This window comes from Streptomyces sp. CB02414 (assembly GCF_001905385.1).
Classification (GTDB): Bacteria; Actinomycetota; Actinomycetes; order Streptomycetales; family Streptomycetaceae; genus Streptomyces.
This window is the reverse complement of sequence record NZ_LIPF01000001.1, coordinates 318,470-334,080: the sequence shown is the minus strand read 5'-3', so window position 1 is coordinate 334,080 and position 15,611 is coordinate 318,470. Positions and strand designations below refer to the sequence as shown.

Here is a 15,611-nt window from a genome sequence, read left to right as displayed (position 1 = left end):
CCTGCGCCGGGTGATCTCGGGAGGGACGCGTGGGACGGTCCATGCCGACGTACAGCGGAGGCCGTGATGCCCGGTAGTCCCCAGAGCCGTACCGGGCGTCCGCCCGTGCAGCGGGCCACCGGACGGCCTCCCGCCCCGAAGCAGCCGCGCGACAACCCCGTGCTCCGCGTCCACCGACGCCTGCGCCGCGCCTGGGACCGGCCGCTGACCGCCTACTACCTGATCTCCGGCGCCGGTGCGCTGATCACCGTGCTCGGCCTGATCATGGTCTACTCGGCCTCCCAGATCACCGCGCTCCAGCTCTCGCTGCCGGGGTCGTACTTCTTCCGCAAGCAGGCCCTGGCCGCCCTGATCGGCGCCGGGCTGCTGGTGGCCGCGATGAAGATGCCGGTGAAGCTGCACCGGGCGCTGGCCTACCCGATCCTCGCCGGTGCCGTCGTCCTGATGATCCTGGTGCAGGTCCCCGGGATAGGAGTCGCGGTCAACGGCAACCAGAACTGGATCGCGCTCGGCGGCTCCTTCCAGATCCAGCCCAGCGAGTTCGGCAAGCTCGCCCTCGTACTGTGGGGCGCGGACCTGCTCGCCCGCAAGCAGGACAAGAAGCTGCTGACCCAGTGGAAGCACATGCTGGTGCCGCTGGTGCCGGCCGCGTTCATGCTGCTCGGGCTGATCATGATCGGCGGCGACATGGGCACGGCGATCATCCTGACCGCGATCCTGTTCGGCCTGCTGTGGCTGGCGGGCGCGCCCACCCGGCTGTTCGCCGGTGTGCTGTCGATCGCCGTGCTGCTCGGCTTCATCCTCATCAAGACCAGCCCCAACCGCATGGCCCGGCTGGGCTGCCTCGGCGCCACCGACCCCGGCCCAGGCGACGCGTGCTGGCAGGCGGTGCACGGTATCTACGCCCTCGCCTCGGGCGGACTGTTCGGATCCGGGCTCGGTGCCAGTGTGGAGAAATGGGGCCAACTCCCCGAAGCGCACACGGACTTCATCTTCGCCGTCACCGGTGAGGAGCTGGGCCTGGCGGGGACGCTGTCGGTGCTCGCCCTCTTCGCGGCTCTAGGCTATGCGGGTATCCGCGTGGCCGGACGCACGGAGGACCCGTTCGTGAGGTATGCCGCGGGAGGCGTGACCACCTGGATCACGGCCCAGGCCGTGATCAACATCGGTGCGGTCCTCGGGCTGCTCCCGATCGCCGGTGTTCCGCTCCCGCTGTTCTCCTACGGCGGTTCCGCCCTGCTGCCGACCATGTTCGCCATCGGTCTGCTGATCGCCTTCGCGCGTGACGAACCCGGTGCGCGGGCGGCGCTTGCGCTGCGGCAACCCCGCTTTGGTAGAAAGCGGGGGGCCAGGGGTCCCGGGTCCAAGCGGAACCCCCGGAGTTGGAACACGATGCGACGGCGTGCCTCGAAGGCGCGCTCGTCCGGAGAGCGGTGAATTTCGGTGCATGTCGTACTCGCCGGCGGAGGAACCGCGGGCCACATCGAGCCCGCGCTCGCCCTCGCGGACGCCCTGCGCAGGCAGGATCCGACCGTGGGCATCACGGCCCTGGGCACGGAACGCGGCCTCGAGACCCGCCTCGTACCCGAGCGCGGGTACGAACTGGCGCTGATCCCGGCCGTACCGCTGCCACGCAAGCCCACCCCCGAGCTGATCACCGTCCCGGGCCGGCTGCGCGGCACCATCAAGGCGACCGAGCAGATCCTGGAGCGCACCAAGGCGGACGCCGTCGTCGGTTTCGGCGGCTACGTGGCCCTGCCCGGCTACCTCGCTGCCAAGCGGCTCGGCGTGCCGATCGTCGTCCACGAGGCCAACGCCCGCCCCGGCCTGGCCAACAAGATCGGTTCGCGGTACGCGGCCCAGGTCGCCGTGTCCACGCCCGACAGCAAGCTGCGCAACTCCCGCTACATCGGCATCCCGCTGCGCCGCTCCATCGCCACCCTCGACCGGGCCGCCGCCCGCCCCGAGGCCCGCGCGATGTTCGGGCTCGACCCCAACCTGCCCACGCTGCTGGTCACCGGCGGCTCACAGGGCGCCCGCCGCCTCAACGAGGTGATCCAGCAGGTCGCGCCCCGGCTCCAGCAGGCCGGCATCCAGATCCTGCACGCGGTAGGCCCCAAGAACGAACTGCCGCAGGTCCAGCAGATGCCGGGTATGCCCCCGTACATCCCGGTAAGTTACCTGGACCGGATGGACCTCGCGTACGCCGCTGCCGACATGATGCTCTGCCGCGCGGGCGCGATGACCGTCGCCGAACTCTCCGCCGTCGGACTCCCGGCCGCCTACGTCCCGCTGCCCATCGGCAACGGCGAACAGCGGCTCAACGCCCAGCCGGTGGTCAAGGCCGGCGGCGGCCTGCTGGTCGACGACGCGGACCTCACCCCCGAGTGGGTGCAGCACGACGTCCTGCCCGTGCTCGCCGACCCGCACAAGCTGTACGAGATGTCCCGCGCCGCCGCCGAGTTCGGCCGCCGGGACGCCGACGACCTGCTCGTCGGCATGGTGTACGAGGCGATCGCCGCCCGTGCACACCGCTAGACACGTCTGACGGAGGGCAGGGAGCGTGGCCGGACCGACCACCGCCGAACGCGGTGAACGCCAGCAGGAGTCGTCCGGCCCGCCCCGGACCCGGCGGCTGCGCCCGCCCCGCCTCCGCACGGTCGTCGTCGCGGCCGTCGTCCTGGTACTCCTCACGGGCGGCACCGTCTGGCTGCTCTACGGCTCGAACTGGACGCGCGTGGAACGCGTGGCGGTCTCCGGAACCCGTGTTCTGACGCCAGGGCAGGTGCGTGCGGCCGCCGACGTGCCGGTCGGGGACCCGCTCGTCTCCGTCGACACCGCGGCGATCGAGGCGCGGCTCGCCCGGGAATTGCCCCGCATCGACGAAGTTCGCGTAGAGCGTTCCTGGCCGCACGGAATCGGGCTGAAAGTGACGGAGCGTACCCCGGTTCTGATTGTCCAAAAGGGCGGAAAGTTCGTGGAAGTGGACGATGAAGGCGTCCGTTTCGCCACGGTTTCCCGCGCCCCGAAAGGCGTGCCCGAGCTGGAATTGGACCTAGCCCGTTCCGGCAACGCCGCGGCGAGCCTGCGCCGCTTCGACGAGGACCGCCTGGTGCGCGCGGCGGTAGGGGTGGCCGGCCGTCTCCCGGACGCGGTCGCCGAGGACGTACGGACCGTCAAGGTCCGTTCCTACGACGCCATCTCGCTCGAGCTGAGCGGCGACCGGACGGTGGCCTGGGGCAGTGGAGAGCAGGGCGAACGGAAAGCCCGGGCGCTCACCGCGCTGATGAAAGCGGCCCCCGACGCGCGGCACTTCGACGTGAGCGTTCCCACCGCGCCAGCGTCATCAGGGAGTTGACGGGTATACGTGCAGGCCAGCACCCTGGTTGGGCAGCGCTACGGCTGATCACATAGGGTGAAAAGAAAAACGGGAGGTTCGGCGTGTTCGTTGAACGTGCGCCACTTGTCGACTTAGTGTCCTGTTCAGAAGACTCCAAGGAACAGACACACTGGTAACCCTAAACTTCAGCGTTAGGGTTCGGGTCGGCACTACGGACCGTCCCAATCGGCATCAGTCGTCGGGTCGCGGGGGCATCAGTGCCTCGGTGGCCGGCGACACGTAACTCGAGGCGAGAGGCCTTCGACGTGGCAGCACCGCAGAACTACCTCGCAGTCATCAAAGTCATCGGTGTCGGCGGCGGTGGTGTCAATGCCATCAACCGGATGATCGAGGTCGGTCTCAAGGGCGTCGAGTTCATCGCCATCAACACCGACGCGCAGGCGCTGTTGATGAGCGACGCCGACGTCAAGCTCGACGTCGGCCGCGAACTCACCCGCGGACTCGGCGCCGGAGCCAACCCGGCCGTCGGCCGCAAGGCCGCCGAGGACCACCGCGAGGAGATCGAGGAGGTCCTCAAGGGGGCCGACATGGTCTTCGTGACAGCCGGTGAAGGCGGCGGCACCGGCACCGGCGGCGCGCCCGTCGTGGCCAACATCGCCCGCTCGCTCGGCGCCCTCACCATCGGCGTGGTCACCCGCCCGTTCACCTTCGAGGGACGGCGCCGGGCCAACCAGGCCGAGGACGGCATCGCCGAGCTCCGCGAAGAGGTCGACACCCTCATCGTCATCCCCAACGACCGGCTGCTGTCCATCTCGGACCGCCAGGTCAGCGTGCTCGACGCGTTCAAGTCCGCCGACCAGGTGCTGCTGTCCGGTGTGCAGGGCATCACCGACCTCATCACCACTCCCGGCCTGATCAACCTGGACTTCGCGGACGTGAAGTCGGTCATGTCCGAGGCCGGTTCGGCCCTCATGGGCATCGGCTCGGCCCGCGGCGACGACCGCGCGGTGGCCGCCGCCGAGATGGCGATCTCCTCGCCGCTGCTCGAGGCGTCCATCGACGGTGCCCGGGGCGTGCTGCTCTCGATCTCCGGCGGCTCCGACCTCGGCCTGTTCGAGATCAACGAGGCCGCCCAGCTGGTCAGCGAGGCCGCCCACCCCGAGGCCAACATCATCTTCGGCGCGGTCATCGACGACGCCCTCGGCGACGAGGTGCGGGTCACCGTGATCGCGGCCGGCTTCGACGGGGGCCAGCCGCCGTCCAAGCAGCGGGACAACGTCCTCGGCGCCTCCTCCTCGGCCAAGCGCGAGGAGCCCACCCCGGTGCGGCAGCCCGAGAACCGCCCGTCCTTCGGTTCGCTCGGCAGCGTCAAGCCGAAGGAGGAGCCGGAGCCGGCCCCCGCGCCGGAGCCGGTGAGCGACCTGCCGCAGGTCGCCCCGCCGCCGGTCCCGCCGTCCCGCACCTACTCGGACAGCGCGGCCGAGGAACTGGACGTGCCGGACTTTTTGAAGTGATAGGACAGCGCGACACCGTGAACGGCGCGCACTTCGGCTTCACCGACCGGTGGGGCGGAGTGAGCGCCGTTCCGTACGAGGAGCTCAACCTCGGCGGCGCGGTCGGTGACGACACCGCCGCCGTCACGGCCAACCGGGATCTCGCGGCCAAGTCGCTGGGCGTCGACCCGGCCCGGGTGGTCTGGATGAACCAGGTGCACGGCGCCGACGTCGCCGTGGTCGACGGTCCCTGGGGGGACGCGCCGGTCCCGCGGGTCGACGCGATCGTCACCGCCGAACGCGGTCTCGCCCTCGCCGTCCTCACCGCCGACTGCGTGCCCGTCCTGCTGGCCGACCCGGTCGCCGGCGTCGCCGCCGCGGCCCACGCGGGCCGGCCCGGCCTGGTCGCCGGGGTCGTACCCGCCGCCGTACGCGCCATGACCGAACTCGGCGCCGACCCCGCCCGCATCACCGCCCGCACCGGACCCGCCGTGTGCGGCCGGTGCTACGAGGTGCCCGAGCGGATGCGCGCCGAGGTGGCCGCCGCCGAACCGGCGGCGCACGCCGAGACGAGCTGGGGCACACCGGCGGTCGACGTGAGCGCCGGGGTGCACGCACAGCTCGAACGCCTCGGGGTGCGCGACCGGGCGCAGTCGCCGGTGTGCACGCTGGAGTCGAAGGACCACTTCTCGTACCGACGCGACCGCACCACCGGGCGGCTCGCGGGCTATGTCTGGCTGGACTGATGGGGCATGACGGACCGTAAGCAGGAACTCGCCGGAAACCTGGCGAAAGTGGAGGAGCGCATCGCCGCCGCCTGTGCGGCCGCGGGCCGCCCCCGCGACGAGGTGACCCTCATCGTGGTCACCAAGACCTACCCCGCCGACGACGTGCGCGTCCTGGCGGACCTCGGCGTGCGCCACGTCGCCGAGAACCGTGACCAGGACGCCGCGCCCAAGGCCGCCGCATGCTCGGATCTGCCCCTTTCGTGGCATTTCGTGGGTCAGTTGCAGACCAACAAGGTGCGTTCGGTGGTCGGTTACGCGGATGTCGTGCAGTCCGTCGACCGTCCCAAGCTCGTCACAGCTCTGTCGAAGGAGGCCGTGCGGGCCGGGCGCGAGGTGGGCTGCCTGCTCCAGGTCGCCCTCGACGCCGAGGAGGGTGGGCGCGGTGACCGCGGCGGCGTGTCGCCCGGGGGAATCGAAGAGTTGGCCGACCTCGTCGCCGGGGCCGACGGGCTGCGGCTCGACGGGCTGATGACGGTGGCGCCGCTCACCGGGGAGTACGCGGGACGCCAACAGGCGGCGTTCGAGCGCCTCATGGATTTGTCGACCTACGTGCGCCGAGCCCATCCGGCTGCGAACATGGTCTCCGCAGGGATGAGTGCGGACCTCGAACAGGCCGTGGCCGCCGGAGCGACACATGTACGCGTCGGCACTGCGGTACTCGGAGTCCGCCCCAGGCTCGGGTAACGTCGCCAAGAAGTCGGACCACAGCAGAAAATATGGTCATTACCGCCGAAAGGCGGACGCAACGACCTCGTGGATGGCGGGCACTTGGCAGTCGTCAGCCGATCCACCACAGAGCGGAGGACTCAGAGCATGGCCGGCGCGATGCGCAAGATGGCGGTCTACCTCGGCCTCGTGGAGGACGATGGGTACGACGGCCGGGGGTTCGACCCCGACGACGACTTCGAACCCGAACTGGACCCGGAGCCCGAGCGGGACCACCGGCGGCACGAACCGGCGCACCAGCCGCACGGTTCACATCAGCCCCAAAGGGACGAAGAGGTACGAGTCGTCCAGCCGCCCGCGCCGCGTGAGCCGGTCTCCCGATCCGCTTCGCTCGGGGCGGAATCGGGCCGCCCGGCGCGTATCGCGCCCGTGGCATCCATCACACAAGAACGCGCAAGCCTGGAAAAGAGCGCACCGGTCATCATGCCCAAGGTCGTGTCCGAACGAGAGCCCTACCGGATCACCACACTTCACCCCCGGACCTACAACGAGGCCCGTACCATCGGGGAACACTTCCGTGAGGGCACGCCGGTGATCATGAATCTCACTGAGATGGATGACACAGATGCGAAGCGACTTGTCGACTTTGCGGCCGGTTTGGTGTTTGGTCTTCACGGCAGTATCGAGCGGGTGACGCAGAAGGTGTTCCTGCTGTCTCCTGCTAACGTCGATGTCACGGCGGAGGACAAGGCCCGCATCGCAGAGGGCGGGTTCTTCAACCAGAGCTGAGACGCAACACCGGCAGTGAGCAAGACACGGGTCCGACAACGGGCCCGAGAGATGGTTCAGGGGAGAGGGAAGCAAGGGTCATGAGCGTGGTCCTGGATGTCGTCTACATCGCGCTGATGTGCTTCCTCATCGTGCTCATCTTCCGGTTGGTCATGGACTACGTCTTCCAGTTCGCCCGCTCGTGGCAACCCGGCAAGGCGATGGTGGTCGTTCTGGAGGCCACCTACACTGTCACCGATCCACCGCTGAAGCTTCTGCGGCGGTTCATTCCGCCGCTGCGTCTCGGGGGCGTGGCGCTCGACCTGTCCTTCTTCGTACTGATGATCATCGTCTACATCCTGATCGCGATCGTGAGCCGGCTGTGAGCGATGAGAGAGACACGGGCTTGCCGAATGCCGACGACAACGTTGAGGTGAAGAGATGCCGTTGACCCCCGAGGACGTGCGGAACAAGCAGTTCACGACCGTCCGCCTCCGAGAAGGCTATGACGAGGACGAGGTCGATGCCTTCCTCGACGAGGTCGAAGCCGAACTGACCCGACTGCTCCGCGAGAACGAGGACCTGCGCGCCAAACTGGCCGCGGCGACGCGCGCGGCCGCGCAGAACCAGCAGAACATGCGCAAGCCACCGGAACCGCCGCAGGATCAGCAGCATCAGCAGCAGCAGGGCCCGCCGCAGCAGGGCGGTATGCCCCAGCAGGGCATGCGAGGTCCCGGCGCTCCGGTGCCCGCCGGCATATCGGGCCCGCCGCAGCAGCAGATGGGTGGCCCCATGGGTGGTCCGCCCCAGCTGCCGAGCGGTGCCCCGCAGCTGCCCGCCGGTCCCGGCGGTCAGGGTGGCCCGCAGGGCCCCGGCCCGATGGGTCAGGGTCCGGGACCGATGGGCCAGGGCGGCCCCGGTCCGATGCAGGGCCAGATGGGCCCCGGCGGCCCGATGGGCGGCCCCATGGGCGGTCCGCAGGGTCCTGGTGGTCCCGGCGGCATGCCCGGTCAGGGCGGCCCCGGCGGCGACAGCGCCGCGCGTGTCCTCTCACTGGCCCAGCAGACCGCCGACCAGGCGATCGCCGAGGCTCGTTCCGAGGCCAACAAGATCGTCGGCGAGGCGCGTTCGCGTGCCGAGGGTCTGGAGCGGGACGCCCGTGCCAAGGCTGACGCCCTGGAGCGGGACGCGCAGGAGAAGCACCGCGTCGCGATGGGCTCCCTGGAGTCCGCCCGCGCCACGCTGGAGCGCAAGGTCGAGGACCTGCGCGGCTTCGAGCGCGAGTACCGGACGCGACTGAAGTCGTACCTGGAGTCGCAGCTGCGTCAGCTGGAGACCCAGGCGGACGACTCGCTCGCCCCGCCGCGTACGCCCGCGACGGCCTCGCTTCCGCCGTCCCCGGCGCCCTCGATGGCACCGGCCGGCGCGAGCGCCCCGTCCTACGGCGGCAACCAGTCGATGGGCAGCGGTCCGAGCCAGAACGGTCCGTCCTACGGCGGCCAGCAGCAGATGTCGCCGGCGATGACCCAGCCGATGGCGCCGGTGCGTCCGCAGGGGCCGTCGCCGATGGGACAGGCGCCGTCGCCGATGCGCGGGTTCCTGATCGACGAGGACGACAACTGATCTGTAGTACGGCGTAGCCTTCGGCAGCGTTCAGGGCGGGCCCCGGGTTTCTGACCCGGGGCCCGCCCTTGTGTTCGGTGCGGGGCTGTTGGCGCTGGGCGAGGGGGCGCGGCCCGGCGTTGCGGGGTGCCGCTGCGCCCACCCGTGCCGCCCCTGGGGGTACCTCCCAGGCCGTTCAGGCACTGGGGGAGGCACGACTGCCCGCAGCTACGGCAGAGGGGCCCGCATCCCCGTCCAGGGATGCGGGCCCCTCATCGCTGTTCCGTGGGCTACTGCTTGCGCAGCCGGAACGTCAGGGACAGCCCCTCGTCCGTGAACGGCTCTCCGTACGCGTCGTCCGCCTCGCCCCGCGCGAAGTCCGTCGCAAGGACCTCGTCGGAGATCAGACCCGCGTGCTCGGTCAGCGCGGCGACCGTCGCCTCGTCCGTGGCCGTCCATCGCAGCGCGATCCGGTCCGCGACGTCCAGTCCGCTGTTCTTGCGGGCCTCCTGGATCAGCCGGATCGCGTCCCGCGCCAGACCGGCCCGGCGCAGCTCCTCCGTGATCTCCAGGTCCAGCGCCACCGTCGCGCCCGAGTCGGAGGCGACCGACCAGCCCTCGCGCGGCGTCTCCGTGATGATCACCTCGTCCGGAGCGAGGGTGATCGTCTCACCGTCGACCTCCACCGACGCCGTGCCCTCGCGCAGCGCGAGGGACAGCGAGGCGGCGTCCGCGCCCGCGACCGCCTTCGCCACGTCCTGGACCCGCTTGCCGAACCGCTTGCCCAGCGCCCGGAAGTTGGCCTTCGCGGTCGTGTCGACCAGGGAGCCGCCGACCTCGCTCAGCGAGGCGAGGGACTCGACGTTCAGCTCCTCCGTGATCTGCGTGCGCAGCTCGGGGGAGAGGGCGTCGAAGCCGGTCACGCCGATCAGCGCGCGGCTGAGCGGCTGGCGGGTCTTGACGCCCGACTCGGCGCGCGTGGCGCGGCCCAGCTCGACCAGGCGGCGCACCAGCACCATCTGCTTGGACAGTTCGGGGTCGATCGCCGACAGGTCGGCCTCCGGCCACGACGACAGGTGCACCGACTCCGGCGCGCCCGGGGTGACCGGCACGACCAGGTCCTGCCAGACCCGCTCGGTGATGAACGGCGTCAGCGGGGCCATCAGCTTGGTGACCGTCTCGACGACCTCGTGCAGCGTGCGCAGCGCGGCCTTGTCGCCCTGCCAGAAGCGGCGGCGCGAGCGGCGGACGTACCAGTTGGACAGGTCGTCGACGAACGCGGACAGCAGCTTGCCGGCGCGCTGGGTGTCGTACGCGTCCAGCGCCTGGGTGACCTGGTCGGTCAGCGCGTGCAGCTCGGACAGCAGCCAGCGGTCCAGCACCGGGCGGTCGGCCGGGGCCGGGTCGGCCGCGCTCGGCGCCCAGCCCGTGGTGCGGGCGTACAGGGCCTGGAAGGCGACCGTGTTCCAGTAGGTGAGGAGCGTCTTGCGGACGACCTCCTGGATGGTGCCGTGGCCGACGCGGCGGGCCGCCCACGGGGAACCGCCGGCCGCCATGAACCAGCGGACGGCGTCGGCGCCGTGCTGGTCCATCAGCGGGATCGGCTGCAGGATGTTGCCCAGGTGCTTGGACATCTTGCGGCCGTCCTCGGCGAGGATGTGACCGAGGCAGACCACGTTCTCGTAGGACGACTTGTCGAAGACCAGGGTGCCGACCGCCATCAGCGTGTAGAACCAGCCGCGGGTCTGGTCGATGGCCTCGCAGATGAACTGCGCCGGGTAGCGGGCCTCGAACAGCTCCTTGTTCTTGTACGGGTAGCCCCACTGCGCGAACGGCATCGAGCCCGAGTCGTACCAGGCGTCGATGACCTCCGGCACGCGCACCGCTTCGAGGGAGCAGCCCTCGTGGGTGCAGGTGAAGGTGATGTCGTCGATGTACGGGCGGTGCGGGTCCAGCTCCGACTGGTCGGTGCCGGACAGCTCGGTGAGCTCCGCGCGGGAGCCGACGCAGGTGAGGTGGTCGTCCTCGCAGCGCCAGATCGGCAGCGGGGTGCCCCAGTAGCGGTTTCGGGAGAGCGCCCAGTCGATGTTGTTGTTGAGCCAGTCGCCGTACCGGCCGTGCTTGACCGAGTCGGGGAACCAGTTGGTGCCCTCGTTCTCCGCGAGGAGGCGGTCCTTGATCTCCGTGGTGCGGATGTACCAGGACGGCTGCGCGTAGTACAGCAGCGCGGTGTGGCAGCGCCAGCAGTGCGGGTAGCTGTGCTCGTAGGGGATGTGCTTGAAGAGCAGGCCCCGGGTGTCCAGGTCCTCGGTCAGCTGCTCGTCGGCCTTCTTGAAGAAGACGCCGCCGACCAGCGGAAGGTCCTCCTCGAAGGTGCCGTCCGGGCGGACCGGGTTGACCACGGGCAGGCCGTAGGAGCGGCAGACCTTGAGGTCGTCCTCACCGAAGGCGGGGGACTGGTGGACCAGACCGGTGCCGTCCTCGGTGGTGACGTAGTCGGCGTTGACGACGTAGTGCGCCGGCTCGGGGAACTCGACGAGCTCGAAGGGCCGCTGGTACGTCCAGCGCTCCATCTCGGCGCCGGTGAAGGACTGGCCGGTGGTCTCCCAGCCCTCGCCGAGGGCCTTCTCCACCAGCGGCTCGGCGACGACGAGCTTCTCCTCGCCGTTCGTGGCGACGACGTAGGTGACCTCGGGATGGGCCGCCACCGCCGTGTTGGAGACCAGCGTCCAGGGCGTGGTCGTCCAGATCAGCAGCGCGGCCTCGCCGGCGAGCGGGCCGGAGGTCAGCGGGAAGCGGACGTAGACGGACGGGTCGACGACCGTCTCGTAGCCCTGGGCCAGCTCGTGGTCGGACAGGCCGGTGCCGCAGCGGGGGCACCAGGGGGCGACGCGGTGGTCCTGGACCAGCAGGCCCTTGCCGAAGATCTCCTTCAGCGACCACCAGACGGACTCGATGTACTCCGGGTCCATCGTGCGGTACGGGTTCTGCAGGTCGGCCCAGTAGCCCATGCGGGTCGTGAGCTCTTCGAAGGCGTCCGTGTGGCGGGTCACCGACTCGCGGCACTTGGCGTTGAACTCGGCGATGCCGTACGCCTCGATGTCCTGCTTGCCGGAGAAGCCCAGCTCCTTCTCCACCGCCAGCTCGACCGGGAGGCCGTGGCAGTCCCAGCCGGCCTTGCGGCCCACGTGGTAGCCGCGCATGGTGCGGAAGCGGGGGAAGACGTCCTTGAAGACGCGCGCCTCGATGTGGTGGGCGCCGGGCATGCCGTTGGCGGTGGGCGGGCCCTCGTAGAACACCCACTCGGGGCGGCCCTCGGACTGCTCCAGGCTCTTGGCGAAGATCTTCTGCTCACGCCAGAAGTCGAGCACCGCGTGTTCGAGCGCGGGCAGGTCGACCTGGGCGGGCACCTGGCGGTACTGCGGCTGCGTATTCAACGAGCTTCCTCCGGCGGACGTGCTGCCTTCCGTCGGAGGGACGAGAGCCGTGCTCCCGCGGTACCACCCTCCTTGGCCGCCCGGTGCGTCGTGTGCGCCGGCCGGCCCCCTCATTGGGGTCGCGAGCCGGTTCTACTCGCCCTGGCGCTTCTGCCAGGGCTTTCTTCCGGCGGCTCCGGGGTGATCTTCACGTCGCGCTCGCCCCCGGGCTCACACCGTCCCCGGGTCGCTCTGGGCTGCCTACTCCGCTACTCGTCCCCATCCAAGCTTTTCGCTCCGCCCAGTGTACGGCGCCCCGCGGACAGCGGCCGACCGGTTTTCGTACGGAGGGCGGTGACCCGAATGCCGCCGCCGGGCGTTCGGTCCCCGTGGGCCCGGCCGGGCCCCTGTCCGGCGGATTACCGGGCGGGGAGCTGGGCACAACGCATGCATGCTCGCCGCGCGGCGCGCGGTGGGCGGGCGAATCGGGCGGCGTGCCCCGTTGCCGCGGGACCCGAGTCGATTTATCGTCCCAGCACGATTCGCGAGCAAGATCACAATATGTGAAGGGGCCGCGGCCATGGTGGCGAAGAAGACCGCCCAGGAGCAGCCGGAGCCGGCTGCGGAGAAGACCGCCGCCAAGAAGACGACGGCCAAGAAGGCAGCCGCCGAGAAGACGACCGCCAAGAAGAGCACGGCCAAGAAGGCCGCGGCCGAGAAGAGCACGAAGAGCGCGGCGAAGAAGACCGCGGCGAAGAAGAGTACGTCCGAGAAGGTGGGCGCGGCGCAGGCCGCGGAGCAGACGGGAGCCACGACGGTGGTTGCGAAGAAGACTCCTGGCACGGCCACGGCGGCCAAGACCGCCGTTCCCAAGGCGCGCGGCACCGCCGCCGACCCCGGCGACCTCGCGGTACGTCCCGGCGAGGAACCCTGGACCCCGGAAGAGGTCGAGGAGGCGCGCGGGGAGCTCCAGTCCGAGGCCGACCGGCTGCGCACCGAGATCGACTCCTCCGAGCGCTCGCTCCAGGGCATGATGCGGGACTCCGGCGACGGCGCGGGCGACGACGAGGCGGACACCGGGAGCAAGAACATCACGCGCGAGCACGAACTGGCGCTGGCGGCCACCGCGCGGGAGGTGCTCACCCAGACCGAGCGCGCCCTGGAACGCCTGGACGCGGGCACCTACGGCCTGTGCGAGAACTGCGGCAACCCCATCGGCAAGGCGCGCATGCAGGCCTTCCCGAGGGCGACCCTGTGCGTCGAGTGCAAGCAGAAGCAGGAGCGGCGGTACTGATCGGGCACTGATCGGGTACTGAGCCGCAGCCGGGAGCCGAGGCGTGCCGTACCCTCGTCCTCAGTCAGGTACCTAGGCTGAGGGACTCACGTGGCAGAGGCGGAGCGCATCATCGGTACGCCGGACACCCCGGACGCGGCGGGGGACGGGCAGGAGCGGCCCGATGCCGAACAGGAGCAGGCGGCCCCGGAGCGTCCCCGGGGCAAGCGGCGGATCGCCGTGCTGTTCGCGGTCGCCGCGTTCGCGTACCTCCTCGACCTGGTCAGCAAGATGATCGTGGTCGCCGAACTGGAGCACCAGGAGCCGATCGAGATCTTCGGGGACTGGCTGCGGTTCGTCGCGATCCGCAACGCGGGCGCCGCGTTCGGCTTCGGCGAGGCTTTCACCGTGATCTTCACGGTGATCGCGGCGATCGTGATCGTCGTGATCGCACGCCTCGCCCGCAAGCTCTACAGCCTGCCGTGGGCGATCGCGCTCGGCATGCTGCTCGGCGGCGCGCTCGGCAACCTCACCGACCGGATCTTCCGCTCGCCCGGCGTCTTCGAGGGCGCGGTCGTGGACTTCATCGCGCCCAAGCACTTCGCGGTCTTCAACCTCGCCGACTCGGCGATCGTGTGCGGCGGCATCCTGATCGTGATCCTGTCCTTCCGGGGCCTGGACCCGGACGGGACCGTCCACAAGGACTGAGCGCGCGTTCGGGAGTGTCGGACCCGTCCGGCATACTCGACGGGGTGAGCACGATTCCCGAGATCCGTACCCTGCCCGTGCCCGACGGCCTGGAGGGCGAGCGCGTCGACGCCGCCATCTCCCGCATGTTCGGCTTCTCCCGTACCAAGGCCGCGGAGCTCGCCGCGGCGGGCAAGGTGCAGGTCGACGGATCGGTGGTCGGCAAGTCCGAGCGCGTCCACGGCGGCGCCTGGCTCGAGGTCGAGATGCCGCAGGCGCCCGCGCCGGTCCAGGTGGTCGCCGAGCCCGTCGAGGGCATGGAGATCGTGCACGACGACGAGGACGTCGTGGTGATCGTCAAGCCGGTCGGCGTCGCCGCCCACCCGTCGCCGGGCTGGAGCGGCCCGACCGTCATCGGCGGACTCGCCGCCGCCGGCTACCGCATCTCCACCTCCGGCGCCGCCGAGCGCCAGGGCATCGTGCACCGCCTCGACGTGGGCACCTCCGGCCTGATGGTGGTCGCCAAGTCGGAGCGGGCGTACACCTCGCTCAAGCGCCAGTTCAAGGAGCGCACGGTCGACAAGCGCTACCACACGCTCGTGCAGGGCCACCCCGACCCGACCAGCGGCACCATCGACGCCCCCATCGGCCGCCACCCGCAGCACGACTACAAGTGGGCCGTGACCGCCGAGGGCAAGCCCTCCGTCACGCACTACGACCTGATCGAGGCCTTCCGCGCCGCCTCCCTGCTCGACGTGAAGCTGGAGACCGGCCGCACCCACCAGATCCGCGTCCACATGGCCGCCCACCGCCACCCCTGCGTCGGCGACCTGACCTACGGCGCCGACCCGACCCTCGCCAAGCGCCTGCGGCTGACCCGCCAGTGGCTGCACGCCGTACGCCTCGGCTTCGAGCACCCCGGCACCGGTGACTGGGCCGAGTTCGCCAGCGACTACCCCGAGGACCTCCAGCAGGCCCTGGACCGGGTCCGCGAGGAGACCTACGCATGACCGCGACGTCGCAGCCGCCGTCGTACGGGATACGCGTCGCCGAGGACCCCGCCGACCTCGAGATGTGCTTCGCCGTGCGCAAGGAGGTCTTCGTCGCCGAGCAGCAGGTCCCCGAGGACATCGAGTACGACGCGTACGACGCCGTCGCCGTGCACGTCCTCGCGGTGCGGGCGGACGGCGTTCCGCTGGGCACCGGCCGGCTGCTGCACGGCGAGGCCGCCGCGGCGAAGACCGGCGGCGAGGCGGCCGTGGGCTCCCTGGGCCGGCTCGCGGTGACCCGGGACGCCCGCGGCCTGGGCGTCGGAGCCGCCCTGGTGCGGGCCGTCGAGGAGGCGGCCCGCGCGCGCGGACTCACCGCGGTGGACCTGCACGCGCAGACCCACGCCCTGGGTTTCTACGAGCGACTGGGGTACGAGGCGTACGGACCCGAGTTCGCCGACGCCGGGATACCCCACCGCGCGATGCGGCGCGCCCTGTAGCGGGAGGTGCCGTACGGGCCGGCGGGGCCGGTGACGTGACAGGCTTGAGGTCCGCCGTGTGACGCCGAGACCCCACCGGAGCGGTGACC

Annotated in this window: 14 protein-coding genes; 13 read left to right on the top strand and 1 reads right to left on the bottom strand. The window is 70.6% G+C overall.

Annotated features, from left to right (window positions below; all coding sequences use genetic code 11):
- The first annotated feature begins 66 nt into the window (after window positions 1-66).
- From ftsW to divIVA, 9 genes are all read left to right on the top strand, one after another.
- The gene (gene ftsW, locus AMK11_RS01525) at window positions 67-1,437 is read left to right on the top strand and encodes a putative lipid II flippase FtsW (protein WP_073721980.1); all 1,371 of its coding nucleotides are present in this window, start codon (window positions 67-69) and stop codon (window positions 1,435-1,437) included.
- A 6-nt stretch (window positions 1,438-1,443) separates the two neighbouring features.
- Window positions 1,444-2,538 carry an undecaprenyldiphospho-muramoylpentapeptide beta-N-acetylglucosaminyltransferase gene (gene murG / locus AMK11_RS01520; RefSeq protein ID WP_073721978.1) on the top strand — a complete coding sequence of 365 codons (1,095 nt, stop codon included), beginning with the start codon at window positions 1,444-1,446 and terminating at the stop codon, window positions 2,536-2,538.
- Window positions 2,539-2,563: 25 nt separating this feature from the next.
- A complete protein-coding gene (gene ftsQ, locus AMK11_RS01515; RefSeq protein ID WP_073721976.1) occupies window positions 2,564-3,358 on the top strand; it encodes a cell division protein FtsQ in 795 nt (264 codons plus the stop codon).
- 287 nt (window positions 3,359-3,645) lie between these two features.
- Complete coding sequence (gene ftsZ / locus AMK11_RS01505) at window positions 3,646-4,854, top strand: cell division protein FtsZ (protein ID WP_043373968.1); 1,209 nt, start codon at window positions 3,646-3,648, stop codon at window positions 4,852-4,854.
- On the top strand, window positions 4,851-5,579 hold the full coding sequence (gene pgeF / locus AMK11_RS01500; RefSeq protein WP_073721972.1) for a peptidoglycan editing factor PgeF: 729 nt from the start codon (window positions 4,851-4,853) through the stop codon (window positions 5,577-5,579). Before ftsZ ends, pgeF begins: the two co-directional genes overlap by 4 nt.
- A 6-nt stretch (window positions 5,580-5,585) precedes the next feature.
- A complete protein-coding gene (locus AMK11_RS01495; protein ID WP_073721970.1) occupies window positions 5,586-6,305 on the top strand; it encodes a YggS family pyridoxal phosphate-dependent enzyme in 720 nt (239 codons plus the stop codon).
- A 129-nt stretch (window positions 6,306-6,434) separates the two neighbouring features.
- A complete protein-coding gene (gene sepF, locus AMK11_RS01490; protein WP_073721968.1) occupies window positions 6,435-7,076 on the top strand; it encodes a cell division protein SepF in 642 nt (213 codons plus the stop codon).
- An 80-nt stretch (window positions 7,077-7,156) separates the two neighbouring features.
- A complete protein-coding gene (locus tag AMK11_RS01485; RefSeq protein WP_019328007.1) occupies window positions 7,157-7,441 on the top strand; it encodes a YggT family protein in 285 nt (94 codons plus the stop codon).
- Between the two features lie 55 nt (window positions 7,442-7,496).
- Complete coding sequence (gene divIVA / locus AMK11_RS01480) at window positions 7,497-8,678, top strand: apical growth/hyphal branching protein DivIVA (RefSeq protein ID WP_073721966.1); 1,182 nt, start codon at window positions 7,497-7,499, stop codon at window positions 8,676-8,678.
- A 269-nt stretch (window positions 8,679-8,947) separates the two neighbouring features.
- Here the strand turns inward: divIVA and ileS are convergent, their stop codons facing one another.
- Window positions 8,948-12,094, bottom strand: coding sequence for an isoleucine--tRNA ligase (gene ileS / locus AMK11_RS01475; RefSeq protein ID WP_073721964.1), 3,147 nt, complete (start codon window positions 12,092-12,094; stop codon window positions 8,948-8,950).
- Between the two features lie 559 nt (window positions 12,095-12,653).
- On the opposite strand from ileS, the gene AMK11_RS01465 reads away from it, so the two are divergent.
- From AMK11_RS01465 to AMK11_RS01450, 4 genes are all read left to right on the top strand, one after another.
- Window positions 12,654-13,367 (top strand): TraR/DksA family transcriptional regulator, encoded by a 714-nt coding sequence (locus AMK11_RS01465; RefSeq protein WP_073721932.1) that lies wholly within the window; start codon window positions 12,654-12,656, stop codon window positions 13,365-13,367.
- 90 nt (window positions 13,368-13,457) lie between these two features.
- Window positions 13,458-14,054 carry a signal peptidase II gene (gene lspA / locus AMK11_RS01460; protein ID WP_073721930.1) on the top strand — a complete coding sequence of 199 codons (597 nt, stop codon included), beginning with the start codon at window positions 13,458-13,460 and terminating at the stop codon, window positions 14,052-14,054.
- Between the two features lie 44 nt (window positions 14,055-14,098).
- Entirely contained in the window at window positions 14,099-15,043 is a 945-nt protein-coding gene (locus AMK11_RS01455; RefSeq protein WP_073723840.1) for an RluA family pseudouridine synthase, read from the top strand.
- On the top strand, window positions 15,040-15,522 hold the full coding sequence (locus AMK11_RS01450; RefSeq protein ID WP_073721928.1) for a GNAT family N-acetyltransferase: 483 nt from the start codon (window positions 15,040-15,042) through the stop codon (window positions 15,520-15,522). Before AMK11_RS01455 ends, AMK11_RS01450 begins: the two co-directional genes overlap by 4 nt.
- The last annotated feature ends 89 nt before the right edge of the window (window positions 15,523-15,611 follow it).

What these genes read in the sequence shown, in the direction of transcription:
- divIVA (WP_073721966.1), top strand. Translation starts at nt 7,497, where the DNA reads ATGCCGTTGACCCCCGAGGACGTGCGGAACAAGCAGTTCACGACCGTC.
- sepF (WP_073721968.1), top strand. Translation starts at nt 6,435, where the DNA reads ATGGCCGGCGCGATGCGCAAGATGGCGGTCTACCTCGGCCTCGTGGAG.
- AMK11_RS01495 (WP_073721970.1), top strand. Translation starts at nt 5,586, where the DNA reads ATGACGGACCGTAAGCAGGAACTCGCCGGAAACCTGGCGAAAGTGGAG.
- AMK11_RS01485 (WP_019328007.1), top strand. Translation starts at nt 7,157, where the DNA reads ATGAGCGTGGTCCTGGATGTCGTCTACATCGCGCTGATGTGCTTCCTC.
- AMK11_RS01450 (WP_073721928.1), top strand. Translation starts at nt 15,040, where the DNA reads ATGACCGCGACGTCGCAGCCGCCGTCGTACGGGATACGCGTCGCCGAG.
- ftsW (WP_073721980.1), top strand. Translation starts at nt 67, where the DNA reads ATGCCCGGTAGTCCCCAGAGCCGTACCGGGCGTCCGCCCGTGCAGCGG.
- AMK11_RS01465 (WP_073721932.1), top strand. Translation starts at nt 12,654, where the DNA reads ATGGTGGCGAAGAAGACCGCCCAGGAGCAGCCGGAGCCGGCTGCGGAG.